Annotated in this window: 14 protein-coding genes and 1 pseudogene; 5 read left to right on the top strand and 10 right to left on the bottom strand. The window is 73.0% G+C overall.

Annotated elements, in window-relative coordinates; all coding sequences use genetic code 11:
- Positions 1–8: 8 nt before the first annotated feature.
- Together alr and ACF089_RS11420 are read right to left on the bottom strand one after the other, a co-directional pair.
- Complete coding sequence (gene alr, locus ACF089_RS11425) at positions 9–1,163, bottom strand: alanine racemase (RefSeq protein ID WP_392024971.1); 1,155 nt, start codon at positions 1,161–1,163, stop codon at positions 9–11.
- Positions 1,164–1,290: 127 nt separating this feature from the next.
- Entirely contained in the window at positions 1,291–2,733 is a 1,443-nt protein-coding gene (locus ACF089_RS11420) for an NAD(P)H-hydrate dehydratase (protein WP_392024969.1), read from the bottom strand.
- Between the two features lie 1,017 nt (positions 2,734–3,750).
- Here ACF089_RS11420 and ACF089_RS11415 point away from each other — a divergent pair.
- On the top strand, positions 3,751–4,323 hold the full coding sequence (locus ACF089_RS11415; RefSeq protein WP_392024966.1) for a hypothetical protein: 573 nt from the start codon (positions 3,751–3,753) through the stop codon (positions 4,321–4,323).
- Positions 4,324–4,368: 45 nt separating this feature from the next.
- A complete protein-coding gene (locus ACF089_RS11410) occupies positions 4,369–6,501 on the top strand; it encodes an endoglucanase (RefSeq protein WP_392024964.1) in 2,133 nt (710 codons plus the stop codon).
- 804 nt (positions 6,502–7,305) lie between these two features.
- On the opposite strand, the gene ACF089_RS11405 is transcribed toward ACF089_RS11410, so the two are convergent.
- A complete protein-coding gene (locus ACF089_RS11405) occupies positions 7,306–7,674 on the bottom strand; it encodes a holo-ACP synthase (RefSeq protein ID WP_392024962.1) in 369 nt (122 codons plus the stop codon).
- Between the two features lie 4 nt (positions 7,675–7,678).
- Positions 7,679–9,526, bottom strand: coding sequence for a glutamine--fructose-6-phosphate transaminase (isomerizing) (gene glmS, locus ACF089_RS11400; RefSeq protein ID WP_392024959.1), 1,848 nt, complete (start codon positions 9,524–9,526; stop codon positions 7,679–7,681).
- Positions 9,527–9,597: 71 nt separating this feature from the next.
- Here glmS and coaA point away from each other — a divergent pair, with 71 nt between their 5' ends.
- Together coaA and ACF089_RS11390 are read left to right on the top strand one after the other, a co-directional pair.
- Positions 9,598–10,668, top strand: a complete 1,071-nt coding sequence (gene coaA / locus ACF089_RS11395) for a type I pantothenate kinase (protein ID WP_392024957.1) — start codon at positions 9,598–9,600, stop codon at positions 10,666–10,668.
- 14 nt (positions 10,669–10,682) lie between these two features.
- Positions 10,683–11,582: pseudogene (locus ACF089_RS11390) on the top strand (DUF389 domain-containing protein); the annotation flags it as partial.
- 655 nt (positions 11,583–12,237) lie between these two features.
- On the opposite strand, the gene glmM reads toward ACF089_RS11390, so the two are convergent.
- From glmM to ACF089_RS11370, 4 genes are all read right to left on the bottom strand, one after another.
- On the bottom strand, positions 12,238–13,596 hold the full coding sequence (gene glmM / locus ACF089_RS11385; protein ID WP_392024955.1) for a phosphoglucosamine mutase: 1,359 nt from the start codon (positions 13,594–13,596) through the stop codon (positions 12,238–12,240).
- A gap of 204 nt (positions 13,597–13,800) precedes the next feature.
- On the bottom strand, positions 13,801–14,328 hold the full coding sequence (gene rpsI, locus ACF089_RS11380) for a 30S ribosomal protein S9 (RefSeq protein WP_392024953.1): 528 nt from the start codon (positions 14,326–14,328) through the stop codon (positions 13,801–13,803).
- Positions 14,329–14,369: 41 nt separating this feature from the next.
- Positions 14,370–14,813, bottom strand: coding sequence for a 50S ribosomal protein L13 (gene rplM / locus ACF089_RS11375; protein ID WP_351547811.1), 444 nt, complete (start codon positions 14,811–14,813; stop codon positions 14,370–14,372).
- Between the two features lie 312 nt (positions 14,814–15,125).
- Positions 15,126–16,748, bottom strand: a complete 1,623-nt coding sequence (locus ACF089_RS11370; RefSeq protein WP_392024951.1) for an ABC-F family ATP-binding cassette domain-containing protein — start codon at positions 16,746–16,748, stop codon at positions 15,126–15,128.
- A gap of 55 nt (positions 16,749–16,803) precedes the next feature.
- Here ACF089_RS11370 and ACF089_RS11365 point away from each other — a divergent pair, with 55 nt between their 5' ends.
- Entirely contained in the window at positions 16,804–17,826 is a 1,023-nt protein-coding gene (locus ACF089_RS11365; protein WP_392024949.1) for a hypothetical protein, read from the top strand.
- Here the strand turns inward: ACF089_RS11365 and truA are convergent.
- Positions 17,797–18,666, bottom strand: a complete 870-nt coding sequence (gene truA / locus ACF089_RS11360) for a tRNA pseudouridine(38-40) synthase TruA (RefSeq protein ID WP_392024946.1) — start codon at positions 18,664–18,666, stop codon at positions 17,797–17,799. The genes ACF089_RS11365 and truA overlap by 30 nt on opposite strands.
- Positions 18,667–18,815: 149 nt before the next feature.
- Positions 18,816–19,319 carry a 50S ribosomal protein L17 gene (gene rplQ / locus ACF089_RS11355; RefSeq protein ID WP_392024944.1) on the bottom strand — a complete coding sequence of 168 codons (504 nt, stop codon included), beginning with the start codon at positions 19,317–19,319 and terminating at the stop codon, positions 18,816–18,818.
- Between the last annotated feature and the right edge of the window lie 111 nt (positions 19,320–19,430).

Here is a 19,430-nt window from a genome sequence, read left to right as displayed (position 1 = left end):
CCGTGGGCTCAGCCGGCGCAGGCCTCGTGCAGATGGACGCGCGGGACGCGGGAGCCGATGCGGGTGACGATCTCGTACGCGATCGTGCCGGCGGCGTCCGCCCAGTCCTGCGCGGTGGGCTCGCCCCGGGTGCCGGGGCCGAAGAGCAGCGCCTCCGCGCCCTCCTGGACCTTCTGCCCGCCGAGATCGACGACGAACTGGTCCATCGCGATGCGTCCGGCGGCCCGGTGCCACTCGCCGCCGATCATGACGGGGCCCCGGCCGGAGGCGTGCCGGGGGACGCCGTCCCCGTAACCGGCGGGGATCAGGCCGAGGGTGGTCTCCTCGGCGGTGATGTAGTGGTGGCCGTAGCTGACGCCGTGCCCGGCCGGGACCTGCTTGACCAGGGCCACGGAGGCGGCGAGCGTCATGACGGGCCGCAGGCCCAGCTCCCGGTGGGTGCCGAGTTCGGGGCTGGGCGAGATTCCGTAGATCGCGATGCCGGTGCGGACGAGGTCGAAGTGCGCCTCGGGGAGGGTGAGCGTCGCCGGGGAGTTGGCCATGTGGCGGACCTCGGGGTCGAGCCCCTCCCCCTCGGCGTACGCGACCATCTCGCGGAAGGCGGCGAGCTGGCGGGCGATGGAGGGGTGGCCCGGCTCGTCGGCGCAGGCGAAGTGGGACCAGAGGCCGGTGACGACGGCCTCGCCCCGGGCCTGGGCGGCGAGCGCGGCGGCGACCAGCTCGGGCCAGTCGGCGGGCGGGCAGCCGTTGCGGCCGAGGCCGGTGTCGGCCTTGAGCTGGATACGGGCGGGGCGGCCGGCCTCCCGGGCGGCGGCGGTGACCTCGGCGAGCGCCCACATTCCGCTGACGGACATGTCGAGATCGGCCTCGACGCCCTCCCGCCACGGGTCGCCGGGGGCCCACAGCCAGCACATGATCCGCCCCGGGATCCCGGCGGCCCGCAGCGCGAGCGCCTCCTGGGGCGTGGCCGTGCCCACCCAGGCGGCCCCGGCCTCGATCGCCGCCCGGGCGCACGGCACCGCGCCGTGCCCGTACGCGTCCGACTTCACGACGGCCATCAGGGCGGCGCGGGGCGCGCGGGCGCGCAGCGAGCGCACATTGGCTCGCAGGGCGTCGAGATCGATCTCGGCACGGACTCGGCTGGGCGGCGGTGTCTGGGTCATCGCGCCAATTCTCGCAGAGCGCCGCGCCGGGCCCCCGCGACAGGTCCCGCACCCGCCGCGGGCTCCTGCGCGCCTGCTCGCGGACGGCTCCCCCGGGACCCCGGGGCACGAGTGCGGCGGGGGCGGTTCAGCGGGCGGACCGGACGTCCCGCCAGGCCGCCGCGAGGGAGTCGGCCACCTCGTACGAGGTGATCGGCACGCCCCGCGCCGAGGCGTGACGGGCGGCGAGGCCGTGGAGATAGGCCGCGGCGGTCGCGGCGTCGAGCGGCGGGAGGCCCGCGGCGAGGAGGGAGCCCGCGAGGCCCGAGAGGACGTCGCCGCTGCCGGCGGTCGCGAGCCAGGGGGTGCCCATCGGGTTCACCCGGACCGGGGTGCGGGCGTCGGGTCCGGCGATCAGCGTGGTGGAGCCCTTGAGGAGCGCCGTCGCCCCGTAGCGCGCGGCCAGTTCGCGTACGGACGCCAGCCGCGCGGCCTCCACCTCCTCCCGGGCGACGCCGAGCAGCGCGGCGGCCTCCCCGGCGTGCGGGGTGAGCAGGGTCGGCGCGGACCGGGCGCGCACGGCCGCCGGGTCCAGCGGACGCAGCCCGTCCGCGTCGACCAGCACCGGTACGTCGGACGCGAGCACCTCGCGCACCGCGTCGTCGTCCTCGCCGAGCCCCGGGCCGACCACCCACGCCTGGACCCGGCCCGCCTTCGCGGGCGGGCCCGCGTGCACCAGGGTCTCCGGGAAGCGGGCGACGACCGCGTCGGCCGCGTGACCGACGTACCGCACCGCGCCCGCGCCCCCGCGCAGCGCTCCCGCGACCGCGAGGACCGCCGCGCCCGGGTAGCGCTCGGATCCGGCGACGACGCCGACCACGCCGCGCCGGTACTTGTCGCTCTCCCCGGCCGGCTCGGGCAACAGCCGCGCCACATCGTGGTGTTGCGGCGACTCCAGCTCCGGCACCGAGGGCAGCACGGGTTCGAGGCCGATGTCCACCAGCCGTACGGTCCCGGCGTACTCGCGCGCGGGGTCGATCAACAGCGCCGCCTTGTGGGTCCCGAAGGTGACGGTGGCGTCCGCGCGCAGGGCCTCGCCGCGCACCTCGCCGGTGTCGGCGTCGACCCCGCTGGGGAGGTCGACGGCGACGACGACCGCGTCGGAGCCGCGCGCCGCGCGGGCGATAGGGATCGCGTCGGGGCGGAGTCCGCCCCGGCCCCCGATGCCGGTGATGCCGTCGAGGACGAGATCGGCCGGCGCGAGCACCGCGAAGGGATCCTCCGCGATCCGGCCGCCCGCCCGGAGGAGGGCGGCGAGCCCGGCGGGGTGGGCGCGGTCCGGTGCGAGCAGCACCGCGCCCACCCCCGCGCCCCGCCGGGCGAGCGCGGCGCCCGCGTACAGCGCGTCCCCGCCGTTGGCCCCGGCGCCGACGAGCAGGACGACCCTGGCCCCGTACACCCGGCCGAGCAGATCGGCGCAGACGGCGGCGAGCCCGGCCGCCGCGCGCCGCATCAGCGCGTCCTCCGGCAGCCGGGCCATCAGCTCAGCCTCGGCGGCCCTGACGGTCTCCACGCGATAAGCGATTCGCATACCCCGAGTCTGCCCCAGCCCCCGCCCCTCCGCGCCGAACAGGCCGCCCGAGGCGGGCGGGCACGGGCCGGGGGGGGCGAGGCGGATCGGGACGTCACCTTCCCGACGGCCGCCCGGTGGGCGGCTCCGGCCGGGCCGCCCGCCGGCTGCCGCCCCCAACGGTGCCGCGCTCGGTCGGGCGGCGGGGCCACCCGCCGCTCGCCGTTCCCCGACGGGCGGGCGGACCGGGCCGGGTCGCCCGCAGCACCGCACCACACCGCACCACGCCGTATGCCCACCGCGCCCGGCACCGAGCACCCCGGCCGCCCAGCCGAGCGCGGGATGTCCCCGTACCCCCAAAGCCGGGCACCCCACCGCCCCGCGCCGAGCGGCCACCCCCCGAGGCACGGCCGCCGCCGGGCTCGAAGCGGCCACCCCCGAGGGCCCGGGTGCCACCGAGCACGGAGCAGCCATCCCGGGGCAGGACGCCGCCGAGCGCGGCACGAATCCGCACCCCGAAGCCGAGCACCCACCACCCCCGCGCGGAGCAGCGACCCCCGGGGGGGGGCCCGGACACCACCGCGCGCGAAGCGGCCACATCCGAGTCCCGGACACCTCCGAGCACGGAGCAACCACCCCCTGAGCCCCGACGCCGCCGAGCACAGCGCGGCCACCCCGAGGCCCGGACACCACCGGGCTCGAAGCGGCCACACCCGGGCCCGGGCACCACCGAGCACGGAGCAGCCATCCCGGGGCAGGACGCCGCCGAGCGCGACACGCACCCGCACCCCGAAGCCGAGCACCCCACCACCCCCGCGCGGAGCGGCCACCCCCCGGGGCCCGGGCGCCGCCGGGTGCGGCGCGGACCGGACCCCGTACCCCCAAGCCCGCCGGCGAGGCAATCGCGCCGGTCAGGGGAGGAGTTGCCCGTGCGGACCGCCGTCGCCGGAGTCTTGACGAACCCTCAAGTGGAACTTAGGTTTGCCTTACCTAAGCGGTCACAGGTTGTGTGCCCGCACTCCGAAAGGTGTCCTTTCCATGCGCTCTGCCGCCCGCACCGCGTCCCGCGCCGCCGTCGCCGTCATCGGAGCGGCCGCCCTCACCCTGGGCCTGGCCTCCTCCGCCTCCGCGGCCACCGTGAACCGCACGATCAACGACGGCGGTACGCCCTACACCCTCTCGGTCACCGCGCCCTCCACGGCTCCGGCCTCCGGCGCCAATGTGAACGTGGTCGGCAGCGGCTACAACCAGTCCCAGGGCATCTACGTCGGCCTCTGCGCGATACCGGCCGGAGTCGACGTCAACAACCAGTCCACCTGGAACAGCAAGCCCACCCCGTGTCTGGGCGGCCAGGACGAGGCCGGCTCCACCGGCGCCTCGCACTGGATCAACAACCAGTGGTACTGGATGTCCCCGAACAACTCCTCCCCCTACACCAACGGCGCGGGCGGCACCGGCAGCTTCAACGTGAACATCCACGTCAAGGCGAAGATCAGCGCGACCGTCACCTGCGGCCAGTCCGGCGTCACCTGCGCCGTCGTCACCCGCGCCGACCACTTCGACAGCAATGACCGCAAGTACGACGTCTACGTTCCGGTGACCTTCTCCTAAATCATGCTTCCACGTGCCAAGAGATCCATACGAGGACGGCGGGTCATGGCCGCCGCGCTGCTGCTCGTGGCGGGCCTGACCGCCGCGGGCCCGGCGCGGGCGGCCGACCCCGGCGAGGCCACGGGCCCCACCGGCCAGAAGCTGACCGTCTCCGCCGTCAAGGACATCGACCCGGCGGGCCAGCGGGTCACCGTGACCGGCTCCGGCTACGACCCCGCCCAGGGCGTCTACCTCGCCGTCTGCGTGATCCCGAAGAAACCCGGCGAACCGCCGAGCCCCTGCCTGGGCGGCATGGACCTGACCGGCGGATCGGGCTCCTCCATCTGGATCTCCAACAACCCGCCGGACTACGCCAAGGACCTCGTCCGCCCCTTCACCGTCAAGGACGGCAAGGGCGGCTTCACCTTCGATCTGACGGTCAAGATCAAGGACAGCAACGCCGACTGCGCCAAGGAGTCCTGCGCGATCGTCACCCGCGCCGACCACACGGACATCTCCGACCGGAAACAGGACGTGATCGTCCCGATCACCTTCGGCAAGGGCTCCCCGCCCACCCCCGAGACCCCTCCGGGCACGGTCCGCCACACCGAGGTGCGGCAGTACGCGCCGACCTCGGGCGGCGTGGTGAGCGCGGCGGTGGATCCCGCCGCCGGTCGGGTCTACGTCAGCGGCACGGGCACCGCCCCCGAAGGACGGCTGAGCGTCTACGACACCCTCACCGGCGCGCCGGTCGGCGACCCGGTCGAACTGCCCGGCGTCGCGCAGTCGATGGCGCTCGACGCGGGGTCCGGCGCGCTCCATCTCGGCCTCGACGACCGCGTGGCGACGTACCACACCAAAACTGGCAAGATCATCGACAATCGGACGCCCGTGGTGAAGGAGAGCGTCGGCCGGCTGGCCATGGACCCGGCCGCCGACCGGCTCTACGTCGCCAACAAGAACCGCGACGAACCCACGGTGACCGTGTACGACACCAAGGACGCCAAGGGCTGGAAGGCGGTCGGCGAACCCGCCGCGCTCGCCTTCACGGCGGCCGATCTCGCCGTGGACACCAAGCGGCACATCGGCTACGCGGTGTACGTCGGCCGCGCCCAGGGGGACAGCGTCCTCACCAACAACCTCGACGGGATCGACGGGGCCACCGGCAGACTCACCGGCAGCCTCAGCCTCGGCACCACCGGCATGGGCAGCCAGGGCGTGGCCGTCGACTCCGAGACCGGCACCGGATACGTCGCCAACATGGGCGTCAACTCCGTCTCGATCGTGGACCTGGAGAGCCACAAGGTCACCGGCTCGGTGACGGTGAGCGGGAACCCGCAGTCCCTGGCGTACGACTCCGGCACCGGCACGCTCTACGCCGCCCAGTTCACCGGCGGCACGGTCGCCGTCGTGGACCCGGCGCGGCACAAGGTCCTCCAGGTGCTGGAGACCGGCAAGAGGCCGACCGGACTGGCCCTGGACGCGAAGAACCACACCCTCTTCACCGTCTCCAACGGCACGGGCAAGGTCGTCCAGACCCAGCGCCAGGTCTCGCCGGGCGTGACCGCCGAGCCGAAGGCGGTCACCGTCCGGGCCGGGAAGCAGGCGGTGCTCAAGGCCGCCGGCGAGGGGACGCCGGAGCCGAGCGCGACCTGGGAGGTCAGCACCGACGAGGGCAGGAGCTGGCAGCCGATAGCGGACTCCTACGGCCCGGAGTTCTCCTTCCGCGCCACCGTGGAGCACGACGGAAACCGCTACCGCGCGGTGTTCTCCAACCCCGTCGGCAGCACCCGCTCAACAGGGGCGGAGGTGTCCGTGACAGCGGCCCCCGACCCCGATCCCGACCCGTCGCCCTCACCGTCGCCGAACGACCCGGATCCCGGGCCGGACGGCTCCGGGGGCGGCGACTCCGACGGGGGCGACTCCGGCGGAGGCGAAGGATCCGCCGGGGGCTCGGGCGACTCCGGAAGCTCCGGAAGCTCGAACTCGGGAGGCTCGGGCGACTCCTCGGGCTCCGGAGGCTCGGCCTCCGGCGGAACCGCGGGCGGCGGAGGGACCGGCGGGGGCTCCGCCCACGGCGGAGACGGCAAGCTCGCCTCCACCGGCGCGACCGTGCTCCCGTTCGCCCTCGCCGCGGCGGCCCTCACCGCCCTCGGCGCGGCCGCCCTGGCCCTGCGCCGCCGAATGACATCCCCCTGACCCCACCCACCCCAAGACCGGCCCCGCCCCCCTCCCTCTCATCGGCCGGGAGGGCGGCGGGGCCCCCGCCATCCGACCACCTGTCCTGCTTCGGGCCCCCGCGCCCCTGGTCCGTCCTCAATCGCCGGACAGGCTTGAAAGAACCCAGCCCCGCCGGCAATCGAGGCGCGGGGTTCGGGGCAGAGCCCCGAGAACGGCCGCCTGCTCAGCCTCACGCCCCCGCACCCAAGGTCCGTCCTCAAACGCCGGACAGGCTGGATTTGCCTGCCAGGTCGGCATCGCTCGCCGGACGAGCCAGTGCCCCTGCCACGCCGGGCGCTCAATTTCCAGCCCCGCCGGCAATCGAGGCGCGGGATTCGGGGCAGAGCCCCGAGAACGGCCACCCGGCCGGCCTCACGCCCCCGCGCCCCAGGTCCGTCCTCAAACGCCGGACAGGCTGGGTTTGCCTGCCGGGTCGGCATCGCTCGACCGACGAGCCAGTGCCCCTGCCACGCCGGGCGGAATGGGGAAAACCAGCCCCGCCGGCGATTGAGGCGCGGGGTTCGGGGCAGAGCCCCGAGAACGGCCGCCTGTTCGGCCTCAGGCCCCTGTGCCCCGGGTCCGTCCTCAAACGCCGGACGGGCTTGAAAGAACCCAGCCCCGCCGGCGATTGAGGCGCGGGGTTCGGGGCGGAGCCCCGAGAACGGCCACCCGACCGGCCTCACGCCCCCGCACCCAAGGTCCGTCCTCAAACGCCGGACAGGCTGGATTTGCCTGCCGGGTCAGGACCCCGGGCCGCCCGGGTCGCCTCCCGCCGAGGGGGGCTCACCCCTCGGCGATCACCACCGCCGAGGCCACCCCCGCGTCATGGCTCAACGAGAGGTGCCAGGAACGCACCCCCAGCTGTTCCGCGCGCGCCGCGACCGTCCCGTACACCCGCAGCCGCGGGCGGCCGTTGTCCTCGACGTAGACCTCGGCGTCAGTCCAGTGCAGCCCGGCCGGCGCGCCGAGCGCCTTCGCCAGCGCCTCCTTCGCGGCGAACCGCGCCGCCAGCGAGGCCGGCCCGCGCCGCTCTCCGCTGGGCAGCAGCAGCTCCCGCTCCAGGAAGAGCCGCGCCGCCATCCCGGGCGTACGCCTCAGGGACGCGGCGAACCGGTCGATCTCCGCGACATCGATCCCCACCCCAATGATCATCCGCTCACTCCACCGTCACAGATTTCGCCAGATTCCTCGGCCGGTCGACATCGTGCCCCCGCACGGTCGCCATCTCACAGGCGAAGACCTGCAGAGGCACCGTCGCCACCAGGGGCTGCAGCAGCGCCGGCACGGCCGGCACCCGGATCAGCAGGTCCGCGTACGCCGCCACCGCATCATCCCCCTCCTCCGCGAGCACGACCGTCCGGGCCCCGCGCGCGCGGATCTCCTGGATGTTGGAGACCAGTTTGTCGTGCAGCACCGGGCTCCGCCCGGGCGACGGCATCACGACCACCACCGGCAGGCCCTCCTCGATCAGCGCGATCGGCCCGTGCTTCAGCTCCCCCGCCGCGAACCCCTCCGCGTGCGTGTACGCCAGCTCCTTCAGCTTCAGCGCCCCCTCCAGCGCCACCGGATACCCCACATGCCGCCCCAGGAAGAGCACCGCGCCCGCGCCGGACAGCGAGCGCGCCAGCTCCCGTACGGGATCCATGGCCGCCAGCACCCGTTCGATCGCGCCCGGCACGGCGGCCAGCTCGCCGACGACGGCGCGGACCTCCTCGTCCCGCAGCGTCCCGCGCGCCCGCCCCAGATACAGCGCCACCAGGTAACAGGCCACCAGCTGCGTCAGAAAGGCCTTGGTGGACGCCACGGCCACCTCGGGACCGGCGTGCGTGTAGAGCACCGCGTCCGACTCGCGCGGGATCGTCGACCCGTTGGTGTTGCAGACGGCCAGCACCCGCGCGCCCTGCTCACGGGCGTGGCGCAGCGCCATCAGGGTGTCCATCGTCTCGCCGGACTGGGAGATCGCGATCACCAGCGTGCGGTCGTCCAGGATGGGGTCCCGGTAGCGGAACTCGCTGGCCGGCTCCACCTCGCACGGGATCCTGGCCCAGTGCTCGACGGCGTACTTCGCGACCAGCCCCGCGTGGAAGGCCGTCCCGCAGGCGACGATCACGACCTTCGCGGTCTCCTTCAGCACGGCGGCCGGGATCCGCAGCTCGTCGAGGACCAGCGCCCCCGCGCCGTCGATCCGGCCGAGCAGGGTGTCGGCGACGGCCCTCGGCTGCTCGGCGATCTCCTTGAGCATGAAGCAGTCGTAACCCCCCTTCTCCGCGGCCGAGGCGTCCCAGTCCACGTGGTACGCCCGTACCTCGGCCGGAGCCCCGTCGAAGCCGGTGACGGTCACCCCGTCCCGGCGCAGCTCCACCACCTGGTCCTGGCCCAGCTCCAGCGCGGACCGGGTGTGGGCGATGAAGGCGGCCACGTCCGAGGCGAGAAAGGACTCGCCCTCCCCGACGCCCACCACCAGCGGGGAGTTCCGGCGCGCCCCGACCACCACGTCCGGCTCGTCCGCGTGCACCGCGACCAGCGTGAACGCGCCCTCCAGCCGTCGGCAGACCTGTCGCATCGCCTCCGCCAGATCCCCGCACGAGGAGAAGGACTCGGCCAGCAGATGCGCGACGACCTCGGTGTCCGTCTCGGACCCGAGCGTGTGTCCGCGGCCGGCCAGCTCCGCGCGCAGCGGGGCGAAGTTCTCGATGATGCCGTTGTGGACGACGGCGACCCGCCCGGCGTTGTCCAGATGCGGATGCGCGTTGGCGTCGTTCGGCGCGCCGTGGGTGGCCCACCGGGTGTGGCCGATGCCGGCGGACCCGTCGGGCAGCGGCCGGTCCTTCAGCTCCTTCTCCAGATGGACGAGCTTGCCCGCCTTCCGCGCGGCGGCCAGCCCGCCGTCGGAGAGGACCGCCGCGCCGGCGGAGTCGTAGCCCCGGTACTCCAGCCGCCGCAGCCCCGCGACCACCACGTCGAGCGCCGACCGACCGCCGACGTAACCCACGATTCCGCACATGTCGGCAGCCTACGGCGGCTCCCCCGCGTGACCGAGCACACCACCCGAGGGACGCGCGCACCCCCGACAATATGAGGGTGATCTCTTCGCCAGCACAGAGCACACCGGGCACACCGCCGAGCGCGTCGCCGGGCACGCCGCCGAACGGATCGCCGGGCACGTCCTCCGGCGCCCACCGCCGCGCCGAGCACGGGCCGACGCCGTACGTCGACCTCACGCGCGCGGAGTGGAGCGCCCTGCGGGACAAGACCCCGCTGCCGCTCAGCGCCGAGGAGGTCGAGCGGCTGCGCGGGCTGGGCGACGTCATCGACCTGGACGAGGTGCGGGACGTCTATCTGCCGCTCTCCCGGCTGCTCAATCTCTATGTCCAGGCCACCGGCGAGCTGCGCGGCGCGCTGAACACCTTCCTCGGGGACGCGGGCCGCGGGCAGGGCGAGCAGCGCGGCACGCCCTTCGTCATAGGGATCGCCGGTTCGGTCGCGGTGGGCAAGTCCACCGTCGCCCGCATCCTCCAGGCCCTGCTCGCCCGCTGGCCCGAGCACCCCCGGGTGGAGCTGGTCACCACCGACGGCTTCCTCTATCCGATGAAGGAGCTGCGGAACCGCGGGCTGATGTCGCGGAAGGGCTTCCCCGAGTCGTACGACCGGCGGGCGCTGACCCGTTTCGTCGCCGACATCAAGGCGGGCCGGGACGAGGTCACCGCACCGGTCTATTCCCATCTGATCTACGACATCGTCCCCGGCGAGCGGCTCACCGTCCGCCGTCCCGACATCCTGATCGTGGAGGGGCTCAACGTCCTCCAGCCCGCGCAGCCGGGCAGCGACGGACGCACCCGAATGGGTCTCGCCGACTACTTCGACTTCTCGGTCTATGTGGACGCCCGGCCGGAGGACATCGAGCGCTGGTATCTGAGCCGGTTCCGCAAGCTGCGCGAGACGGCGTTCCAGAATCCGTTCTCGTACTTCCGCAAGTACACCCAGGTCTCCGAGGAGGAGGCCCTGGAGTACGCCCGCACCATGTGGCGGACGATCAACCGGCCGAACCTTCTGGAGAACGTGGCTCCCACCCGCGGACGTGCCAATCTGGTGCTGCGCAAGGGCCCGGACCACACGGTCCAGCGTCTGTCGCTGCGCAAGCTCTGAGGGGACTCCCGCCCGTGCTCCATCTGCGTCTGATCACCCCGGCCGACCGCACCGCCGAGGTGGTGCGGCTGGTGGAGCGGACCGTCGGCACCACCCATGTGGCGGTGGTGCCCGGCGCGGCCCTGCACCCGCGGGGCGATCTGGTGCTGTGCGATGTGGCGCGGGAGGCCGGGGACGAGCTGATCGGCGGTCTGCGGTCGCTCGGGATCGACGAGTGCGGGTCGATCGCCGTCGAGAACATCGATCTCTCGCTCTCCGAGCACGCCGAGAAGGCGGAGCGGGCGGCCCCCGGGGAGAGCGCGGACGCCGTGCTCTGGGAGCAGCTGACGGAGGCGACCCACGAGGAGTCGACGCTCTCCGTCACCTACCTGGCCTTCCTCTCGCTGGCGATGATGATCGCGGCCTGCGGCGTGGTGCTCGACAACCCGATCCTGATCGTGGGCGCGATGGCGGTGGGGCCGGAGTTCGGGCCGCTCGCGGGGATCTGTACGGGGGTGGTGCGCCGGTCCGCCGCGCTGGTGCGGCGGTCGCTGATCGCGGTGGTGGCGGGGTTCGCGGCGGCGATGCTGATCACCGTGGGCTTCAGTTTCCTGATGGCGTGGCTGGAGCTGTTCGACACGGCGATGCTGGACGCGGCGCGGCCCAACACCAGCTTCATCTTCCAGCCGGACGCGTTCTCGCTCGTGGTGTCGGCGCTGGCGGGGATGGCGGGGATGCTGTCGCTGACGTCGGCGAAGTCGGGGGCGCTGGTGGGGGTGGCGATCTCGGTGACGACGGTGCCGGCGGCGGCGAACGCGGCGGTGGCGTTCAGTTTCGGGGAGTACCGGCAGGCGGTGGGGTCGGTGGAGCAGCTCCTGCTCAATCTCCTGGGCATCGTGCTCGCGGGCACCCTCACCCTCCTCATCCAGAAAATCCCCCTCCCCCACCGCCCCTTCCGCCCCACCCCACCGAACAATCCCGACCGGGCGAGCAATCCCGACCCGGCGAGCAATCCCGACCGGGCGAGCAATCCCACCTCGCCGAACGATCCCGACCGGGCGCGCCAACCCGACCGGACGAGCAATCCCGACCCGGCGAGCGAACGCGCCCCGGCGAGCAATCCCGACCGGGCGAGCAAACCCAGCCCGTCCGGCGATTGAGGACGAACCCGGGCCACAGGGCCCCGCAGCCGACCAGACGGCCACCCCCGGGGCTCCGCCCCGCCCCCCGCGCCTCAAACGCCGGCGAGGCTGAGTTGTTCCCCGCGCCCCAAACGCCTACAGGCTGAGTTGTTCCCCTCGCCCCAAGCACCGGCGAGGCTGGAAATCAAACGCCCGCCGAGGGGAACGAATCCAGCCCGTCCGGCGAACGATCCCGACCCGGCGAACAACCCCGACCAGGCGAGCAAACGCGCCCCGGCGAGCAATCCCGACCCGGCCGGCAAACCCAGCCCGTCCGGCGATTGAGGACGAACCCGAGCCAAGAACGACCCGCGGCCGACACCCACCCACACCGAAACGCACAACCCCCACCCCGCCCGGCGCCGAAAGGCGCAAACCCCCCGGCGCCAGGCGCCACGCGGCCCGCGGCCTAGCCGAGGGCGGACTTGACCGCGTCGGCGAGGCGCTCCGCGACAGAGCGGGCCTGCTCGATGTCCGCCGCCTCGACCATGACCCGTACGAGCGGCTCCGTCCCGGACGGCCGCAACAGCACCCGCCCCGTCGCCCCCAGCTCCCGCTCCGCCTCCGCCACCGCGTTCGCCAGCTCCGCCGACGTACGCACCCGCGACTTGTCGACATCCGGCACATTGATCAGCACCTGGGGCAGCCGCTCCATCACCCCGGCCAGCTCCGCCAGCGAGCGCCCGGTCGACGCGACCCGCGCGGCCAGCAGCAGACCGGTGAGGGTCCCGTCCCCGGTGGTGGCGTGATCGAGGATGATCACATGCCCGGACTGCTCCCCGCCGAGCGCGTACCCGTCCCGCTTCATCGACTCCAGGACGTAGCGGTCGCCCACGGCCGTCTGCACCAGCTCCACCCCCTCGCGCTCCATCGCGATCTTGAAGCCGAGGTTGGACATGACCGTCCCGACCACGGTGTTCCCGCGGAGCGTCCCGGCCTCGCGCATCGCCAGCGCCAGGACGGCGAGGATCTGGTCGCCGTCGACCTCCTCGCCGGAGCCGTCCACCGCGAGGCAGCGGTCGGCGTCGCCGTCGTGGGCGATGCCGAGGTCGGCTCCGTGGGTGACGACCGCGGCCCTGAGCTGCCCCAGATGGGTCGAGCCGCAGCCGTCGTTGATGTTGAGCCCGTCGGGGGCCGCGCCGATGGTGACGACCTGGGCGCCGGCCCGGGTGAAGGCCTCCGGCGACACCCTGGCCGCCGCGCCGTGCGCCTCGTCCAGGACGATCTTCAGCCCGTCGAGCCGGTTGGGCACGGCGGCGACGAGATGGGCGACGTACCTCTCGAAGCCCTCGTCGTAGTCGGTGACCCGCCCGACGCCCGCCCCGGTCGGCCGGTCCCACGGAGCGCCGGTCCGGTGCTGCTCGTAGACCGCCTCGATCCGCTCCTCCAGCTCGTCGGCGAGCTTGTGCCCGCCGCGGGCGAGGAGCTTGATGCCGTTGTCCGGCATGGCGTTGTGGCTGGCGGAGAGCATCACACCGAAGTCCGCGTCGAGCACACCGGTCAGATACGCCACCGCCGGAGTGGGCAGCACGCCGACGCGGAGCACATCCACCCCGGCGCTCGCGAGGCCCGCCACGACGGCGGCCTCCAGAAACTCTCCCGACGCCCGTGGATCGCGTCCGACCACGGCGGTCGGCCGGTGTCCCGCGAAGGTTCCCGCCTCGGCGAGCACATGCGCTGCGGCGACCGAGAGGCCCAGCGCCAGCTCCGCCGTCAGATCCGCGTTGGCGACACCGCGCACACCGTCCGTGCCGAAGAGTCGTCCCACAGCTGTCCTCCGAAATTGGTCCGTGATGCTCCGAAACAGCAAGCCTATGAACGCTTTATGCCCGTTCTACGCCCGAGGTGGTGGTGAATGTGCGCTCCGGACCGTGGTAAATGGGCGTGATCACGGACCCGGGTATGGAAAGACGTACGCCCCGGCAGCACGGAGTGCTGCCGGGGCGTACGAAAAAGCAGACCGAGCAGGCGATTAACGCTTGCTGTACTGCGGGGCCTTACGGGCCTTCTTCAGACCGGCCTTCTTGCGCTCGACCGCGCGGTCGTCGCGGCTCAGGAAGCCGGCCTTCTTCAGCGGGGCGCGGTTGTTGTCCACGTCCGCCTCGTTCAGCGCACGGGCCACACCCAGGCGCAGCGCGCCGGCCTGACCGGAGACACCGCCGCCCGAGATACGGGCCACGACGTCGTAGCGGTCGTCGAGCTCGAGCACCTTGAAGGGCTCGTTGACTTCCTGCTGGTGCACCTTGTTGGGGAAGTAGTCCTCAAGGGTGCGACCGTTGATCTTCCACTTGCCGGTGCCCGGGACGATCCGGACGCGGGCGATGGCGTTCTTGCGACGACCCAGGCCGGCGGCCGGCTGCGGGTCACCGAAACGGGACGCGAGGGACTCGGAGGTGTACTCGCCCTCGACGGGCGCCTCCGACTCGAAGGTGGTGACCTCGGCGTAGGTCTCGGTCTCTTCGCCCTCGACGACGGGGGCTTCGGCGGTGGTCTCGGCCACGATGTTCCTCAGATTCTTTTCGTCTTAGGGGATGGCCGGAACTACTGCGCGACCTGGGTGATCTCGAACGGTACAGGCTGCTGAGCAGCGTGCGGGTGGTTCTCGCCCGCGTAGACCTTCAGCTTCGAGAGCATCTGACGGCCCAGGGTGTTCTTCGGGATCATGCCCTTGATGGCCTTCTCCACGGCCTTCTCGGGGCTCTTGGCCAGCAGCTCGTCGTAGCGGACGGAGCGCAGACCGCCCGGGTAGCCGGAGTGGCGGTACGCCATCTTCTGGGTCTTCTTGTTGCCGGAGAGGTGAACCTTCTCGGCGTTGATGATGATGACGAAGTCGCCCATGTCCATGTGGGGGGCGTAGATCGGCTTGTGCTTGCCCCGGAGGAGGTTCGCTGCCGTAGTCGCCAGACGGCCCAGGACGATGTCCTGCGCGTCGATGATGTGCCACTGGCGCGTGACATCGCCGGGCTTGGGGCTGTACGTACGCACGGTCGTAGCCTTCGCTTCTTCAGTGAGTGGGTCTCCCTGAGCCCGAGGGCTCTGGGAGCGGGTCCTGACAAGGCCAGCCGGACGATCACACCAGCGCTGGCAGCACGACGGGGACGCAACCCGGGTGCTTGCCGCTGGTCATCGGCCGGTGGACCGGCGTAAGGGCCCCTCACGTGAGATAGAGCAAGCCAATACGCATAACGAAGCAGCAGCTTACCCGCGCACCGCCGGACGGGTCAAAACGCGGGGCGCTCCGGGGGCCCCGCAACCCCCCGGAGCCCCGTGAGAACCGGCCGGAGAACGGCGGAAAATCTATCGGGCCCGGTCGACCCGCCGCTCGTCCCACACCGGCTCCGGGGTCTCCCTGACCACCCCGTCGGAGCCGAAGACGAGATAGCGATCGAACGTACGTGCGAACCAGCGATCGTGGGTCACCGCCAGCACCGTCCCCTCGTACGCCTCCAGCCCCTCCTGGAGCGCCTCCGCCGACTCCAGGTCCAAGTTGTCCGTGGGCTCGTCCAGCAGCAGCGCCGTGGTGCCCCGCAGCTCCAGCAGCAGGATCTGGAAGCGCGCCTGCTGCCCGCCCGACAGCTTGTCGAAGCTCTGGTCGCCCTGGCCCTCCAGCTCGTACCGCCGCAGCACCGACATCGCCCCGCCCCGGTCCTTGGCGTGCTCGGTCCACAGGATGTCCACCAGCGTGCGGCCCAGCAGCTCGGGATGGGCGTGGGTCTGCGCGAAATGGCCGGGCTCGACGCGGGCGCCCAGCTTCCACGCCCCGGTGTGCGCCACCGTCCCCTCCCCCGCCAGCAGCCGCAGGAAGTGCGACTTCCCCGAGCCGTTCGAACCGAGGACCGCGACCCGCTCGCCGTAGAAGACCTCCAGGTCGAACGGTTTCATCAGCCCGGTCAGCTCCAGCCGCTCACAGGTCACCGCCCGCACCCCGGTGCGCCCGCCGCGCAGTCGCATCCGGATCTCCTGCTTGCGCGGCGGCTCGGGCGGCGGCCCGGCCTCCTCGAACTTCCGGAAGCGGGTCTTCGCCGCCTGGTAGCGCGACGCCATCTCGTCGCTGCGCGACGCGTACTGCTGCATGTCCAGCACCAGCCGCTTGAGCTGGGCCCGCTTCTCGTCCCAGCGCCGCCGCAGCTCCTCGAACCGGGCGAACCGCTCCGCGCGCGCCTCGTGATACGTACCGAATCCGCCGCCGTGCACCCAGACGTCCGAACCGGCCGGGCTGGGCTCCACGCTGACGATCTTCTCCGCCGTGCGCGCCAGCAGCTCCCGGTCGTGGGAGACGAAGAGCACCGTCTTACGGGTCTCCTTCAGCCGCTCCTCCAGCCAGCGCTTGCCGGGCACGTCCAGATAGTTGTCCGGCTCGTCCAGCAGCAGCACCTCCTCCGGACCCCGCAGCAGCGCCTCCAGCGCCAGCCGCTTCTGCTCGCCGCCGCTCAGCGTCCGCAGCTCCCGCCACTGGGCCCGCTCGTAGGGGACGCCCAGCGCGGCCGTGGTGCACATGTCCCAGAGGGTCTCCGCCTCATAGCCCCGGGCCTCCGCCCAGTCGCTGAGCGCCTGCGCGTACCGCATCTGCGCGGCCTCGTCGTCCACCGTCATGATCAGCCGCTCGGCCTCGTCCACCGCCAGCGCCGCCTCGCGCACCCGGGGCTGGGCCAGCGACACCAGCAGATCCCGTACGGTCCGCTCGTCCCGCACCGAGCCGATGAACTGCCGCATCACCCCCAGCCCGCCGCTGACCCGCACCGAGCCGCCGTGCGGCTCCAGCTCCCCCGCGATCAGCCGCAGCAGGGTGGTCTTGCCCGCGCCGTTGGCCCCGACCAGGGCGACCACCGCGCCGTCTCCCACCCGGAACGAAGCGTCGCCGAGCAGCACCCGCCCATCGGGAAGGTAGTACTCCAGATGTGCCGCCTCAAGATGTCCCATACCGCGATTCTCGCCCCCGGGACCCGTGCCGCCCAACCGGTTTAGGATGCGCGGCATGAGCTTTGGGCAGGGGGGACCTCCGTGGGGGTCCGGCGGACAGCAGCAGGATCCGTACGGCTCGCGGCAGGACCCGTACGGCGCCCAGCAGGACCCGTACAGCGCCCAGCAGGATCCCTACGGCGCCCAGCAGGACCCGTACGGCTCACGGCAGGGCCCGGCGGATCCCTTCGGCGCGCAGGGACCGCCGCCGCCGGACGGGACCCCGGACTGGGCCGCGCTCGCCGACGCCTCGGCGTCCCGGGCCCGCCGCAGGCGCCGGCTCACCGTGGGCGGCGGAGTGCTGGCCACCGCAGCGGTCGCCGGTCTCGTCGCGACCGCGATCGTCTCCTCCCAGAAGAACGCGGACGGCGACGCGAAGTCGCCCTCGGCCACCGCGAGCGGACTGCCCGGCCCCCAGGAGCTGCCCAGCGACTCCACCCGGCCCGAGCCCGCCTTCTCCTCCGTCGCCCCGCCGGCCCCGCCGAACCCGAAGGACTTCATCTCCAGCGAGCGGAAGGACACCGCCCCGCTCAGCGCCGACACCCTCTTCCCGGGCAAGAAGCTCACCATGGGCGGCCGGGCGTACGCCAAGGGCGCGACCGCCCGCACCGCCGACTGCGCCCCCGCCACCCAGGGCGGCCTCGGCGCGGTCCTCCGCGACAACGGCTGTGACCAGGTCTTCCGCGTCACCTACAGCCGCGAGGGACTCGCGGTGACCGTCGGGGTCGCGGTCTTCGGCCAGGAGAGCGAGGCCCGCCGCGCGGTCGCGAAGACCACCAGGGGCAAGACCGTCGCCCCGCTGATGAGCCCCGGCGTCCCCACCTTCTGCAAGGGCGGCCCGGTCTGCCGCTACACCGCGAACTCCTACGGGCGCTACGCCTACTTCACCGCGACCGGCTACACCTCGGCCAAGTCCGTGACCACCGGCGACCGCGCCGCGTACCAGGTCGGCGACGATCTGGCGGAGTTCACCTTCCGCCAGATCGTGCGCCGGGGCAACGCCCAGGCGTCAGCAGCAGTCGCCGATCCCGCCGGCTGACGCGGGCAGCGAACGCTTGTTGCGGGCCTCCCGGTTCCGGGCGGCCAGCAGCTCGTCGGCGGGGTAGCCGACCTCCTCCAGGGTCAGCCCGTGCGGCCGGACGACATGCACGGCCGAGTCCCGCACCCCCGCCGCCAGCACCTTCGCGGGCCACTCGGGCGGCCGGTGCCCGTCGCCGACGAAGAGCAGGGCGCCGACCAGCGAGCGCACCATGTTGTGGCAGAAGGCGTCGGCGCGCACCGTCGCGGTGACGATCCCGGACGCGTCCCGCTCCCAGGAGAGCCGCTGAAGGGTGCGGATGGTCGTCGCGCCCTCGCGCTTCTTGCAGTACGCGGCGAAGTCGTGCTCGCCCGTCAGCCGGGCCGAGGCCTCGTTCATGGCGTCGACGTCCAGCGGCCAGTCGTGCCAGAGCACATGGCCGCGCAGCAGCGGGTCGACGCCCCCGGGGTGATCGGTCACCCGGTAGGCGTAACGCCGCCAGATCGCCGAGAACCGCGCGTTGAACCCCTGGGGGGCCTCCGCGGCCCGCCAGATCCGCACATCGCGCGAGAGCCGCCCGGAGAGCCGTTTGAGCAGCTTCTCCCGGTGCTCGGCCCAGACCTCCGCGGGCAGATCCACATGGGCCACCTGTCCGCGCGCGTGCACTCCGGCGTCGGTGCGGCCCGCCACGGTCAGCTCGTACGTCCGGGAGGACCGGGTCACGGTCCGCAGCGCGTCCTCGATCTCGCCCTGGACGGTGCGCCGGCCGCCGGCCTGCTTGGCCCACCCGGAGAAGTCCTTTCCGTCGTACGACAGATCCAGCCGCACCCGGACCGAGCCGGGCTCCACGTCATCACTCACGCAACAGATCCTCTCAGAGCCCCGGGACAGCGGAACGGGCCCGCTCCCCGAGGGGAACGGGCCCGTTCACCGATCGCCAGGACGCGCGGCCGCCCGGCGAGGGGCGGCTCGGCCGTCCGGAGCGTCCCCGCTCTCGCGGGGAGCCCGGATCAGGCGTCCTTGGACTCCGCGGCGGCCTCGGCCGGCTTGGCGTCCTCGACGGTCTCGGTCTCGGCGGACTCCTTCTTGAGGGCGTCCTCCTTCACCGCGCGCTTGGTGGCGGCCTCGGCCTCGTCGACCGTGGCCTTCTTCGCGATCTCGCCCTCGACGAGCTCGATCACGGCCATCTTCGCGTTGTCACCGCGGCGGTTGCCCACCTTGGTGATACGGGTGTAGCCACCCGGGCGCTCGGCGTACCGCGGAGCGATCTCGGTGAAGAGCGCGTGCACGATGCCCTTGTCCGTGATCGTCTGCAGCACCAGGCGACGGTTGTGGATGTCGCCCTTCTTCGCCTTGGTGATCAGGCGCTCGGCGACCGGACGCAGGCGGCGGGCCTTGGCCTCGGTCGTGGTGATGCGGCCGTGCTCGAACAGCTGCTTCGCGAGGTTCGCGAGGAGCAGACGCTCGTGCGCGGCGCTGCCGCCCAGACGGGCGCCCTTGGCGGGCTTCGGCATGGTGTTTCTCCTTGTGTGCTGCACCGGCCGTGTCAGGTACCGGTGTCAGTTCCCCCGGGGCGGCTGCCTCGGGGAAGTCCGGCCGGGCGGTGAGGCCCGGCGCTCCGGCGG

Source organism: Streptomyces sp. NPDC014894 (assembly GCF_043080985.1).
Classification (GTDB): domain Bacteria; phylum Actinomycetota; class Actinomycetes; order Streptomycetales; family Streptomycetaceae; genus Streptomyces.
Note: the sequence above shows the minus strand (reverse complement) of the source record. Positions and strands in the feature narration are given on the sequence as shown.

Excerpts from the sequence above, each read along its gene's own strand:
- alr (WP_392024971.1), bottom strand. The coding sequence starts at position 1,163 with ATGACCCAGACACCGCCGCCCAGCCGAGTCCGTGCCGAGATCGATCTC.
- ACF089_RS11420 (WP_392024969.1), bottom strand. The coding sequence starts at position 2,733 with ATGCGAATCGCTTATCGCGTGGAGACCGTCAGGGCCGCCGAGGCTGAG.
- ACF089_RS11415 (WP_392024966.1), top strand. The coding sequence starts at position 3,751 with ATGCGCTCTGCCGCCCGCACCGCGTCCCGCGCCGCCGTCGCCGTCATC.
- ACF089_RS11410 (WP_392024964.1), top strand. The coding sequence starts at position 4,369 with ATGGCCGCCGCGCTGCTGCTCGTGGCGGGCCTGACCGCCGCGGGCCCG.
- ACF089_RS11405 (WP_392024962.1), bottom strand. The coding sequence starts at position 7,674 with ATGATCATTGGGGTGGGGATCGATGTCGCGGAGATCGACCGGTTCGCC.
- glmS (WP_392024959.1), bottom strand. The coding sequence starts at position 9,526 with ATGTGCGGAATCGTGGGTTACGTCGGCGGTCGGTCGGCGCTCGACGTG.
- coaA (WP_392024957.1), top strand. The coding sequence starts at position 9,598 with ATGAGGGTGATCTCTTCGCCAGCACAGAGCACACCGGGCACACCGCCG.
- ACF089_RS11370 (WP_392024951.1), bottom strand. The coding sequence starts at position 16,748 with ATGGGACATCTTGAGGCGGCACATCTGGAGTACTACCTTCCCGATGGG.
- ACF089_RS11365 (WP_392024949.1), top strand. The coding sequence starts at position 16,804 with ATGAGCTTTGGGCAGGGGGGACCTCCGTGGGGGTCCGGCGGACAGCAG.
- rplQ (WP_392024944.1), bottom strand. The coding sequence starts at position 19,319 with ATGCCGAAGCCCGCCAAGGGCGCCCGTCTGGGCGGCAGCGCCGCGCAC.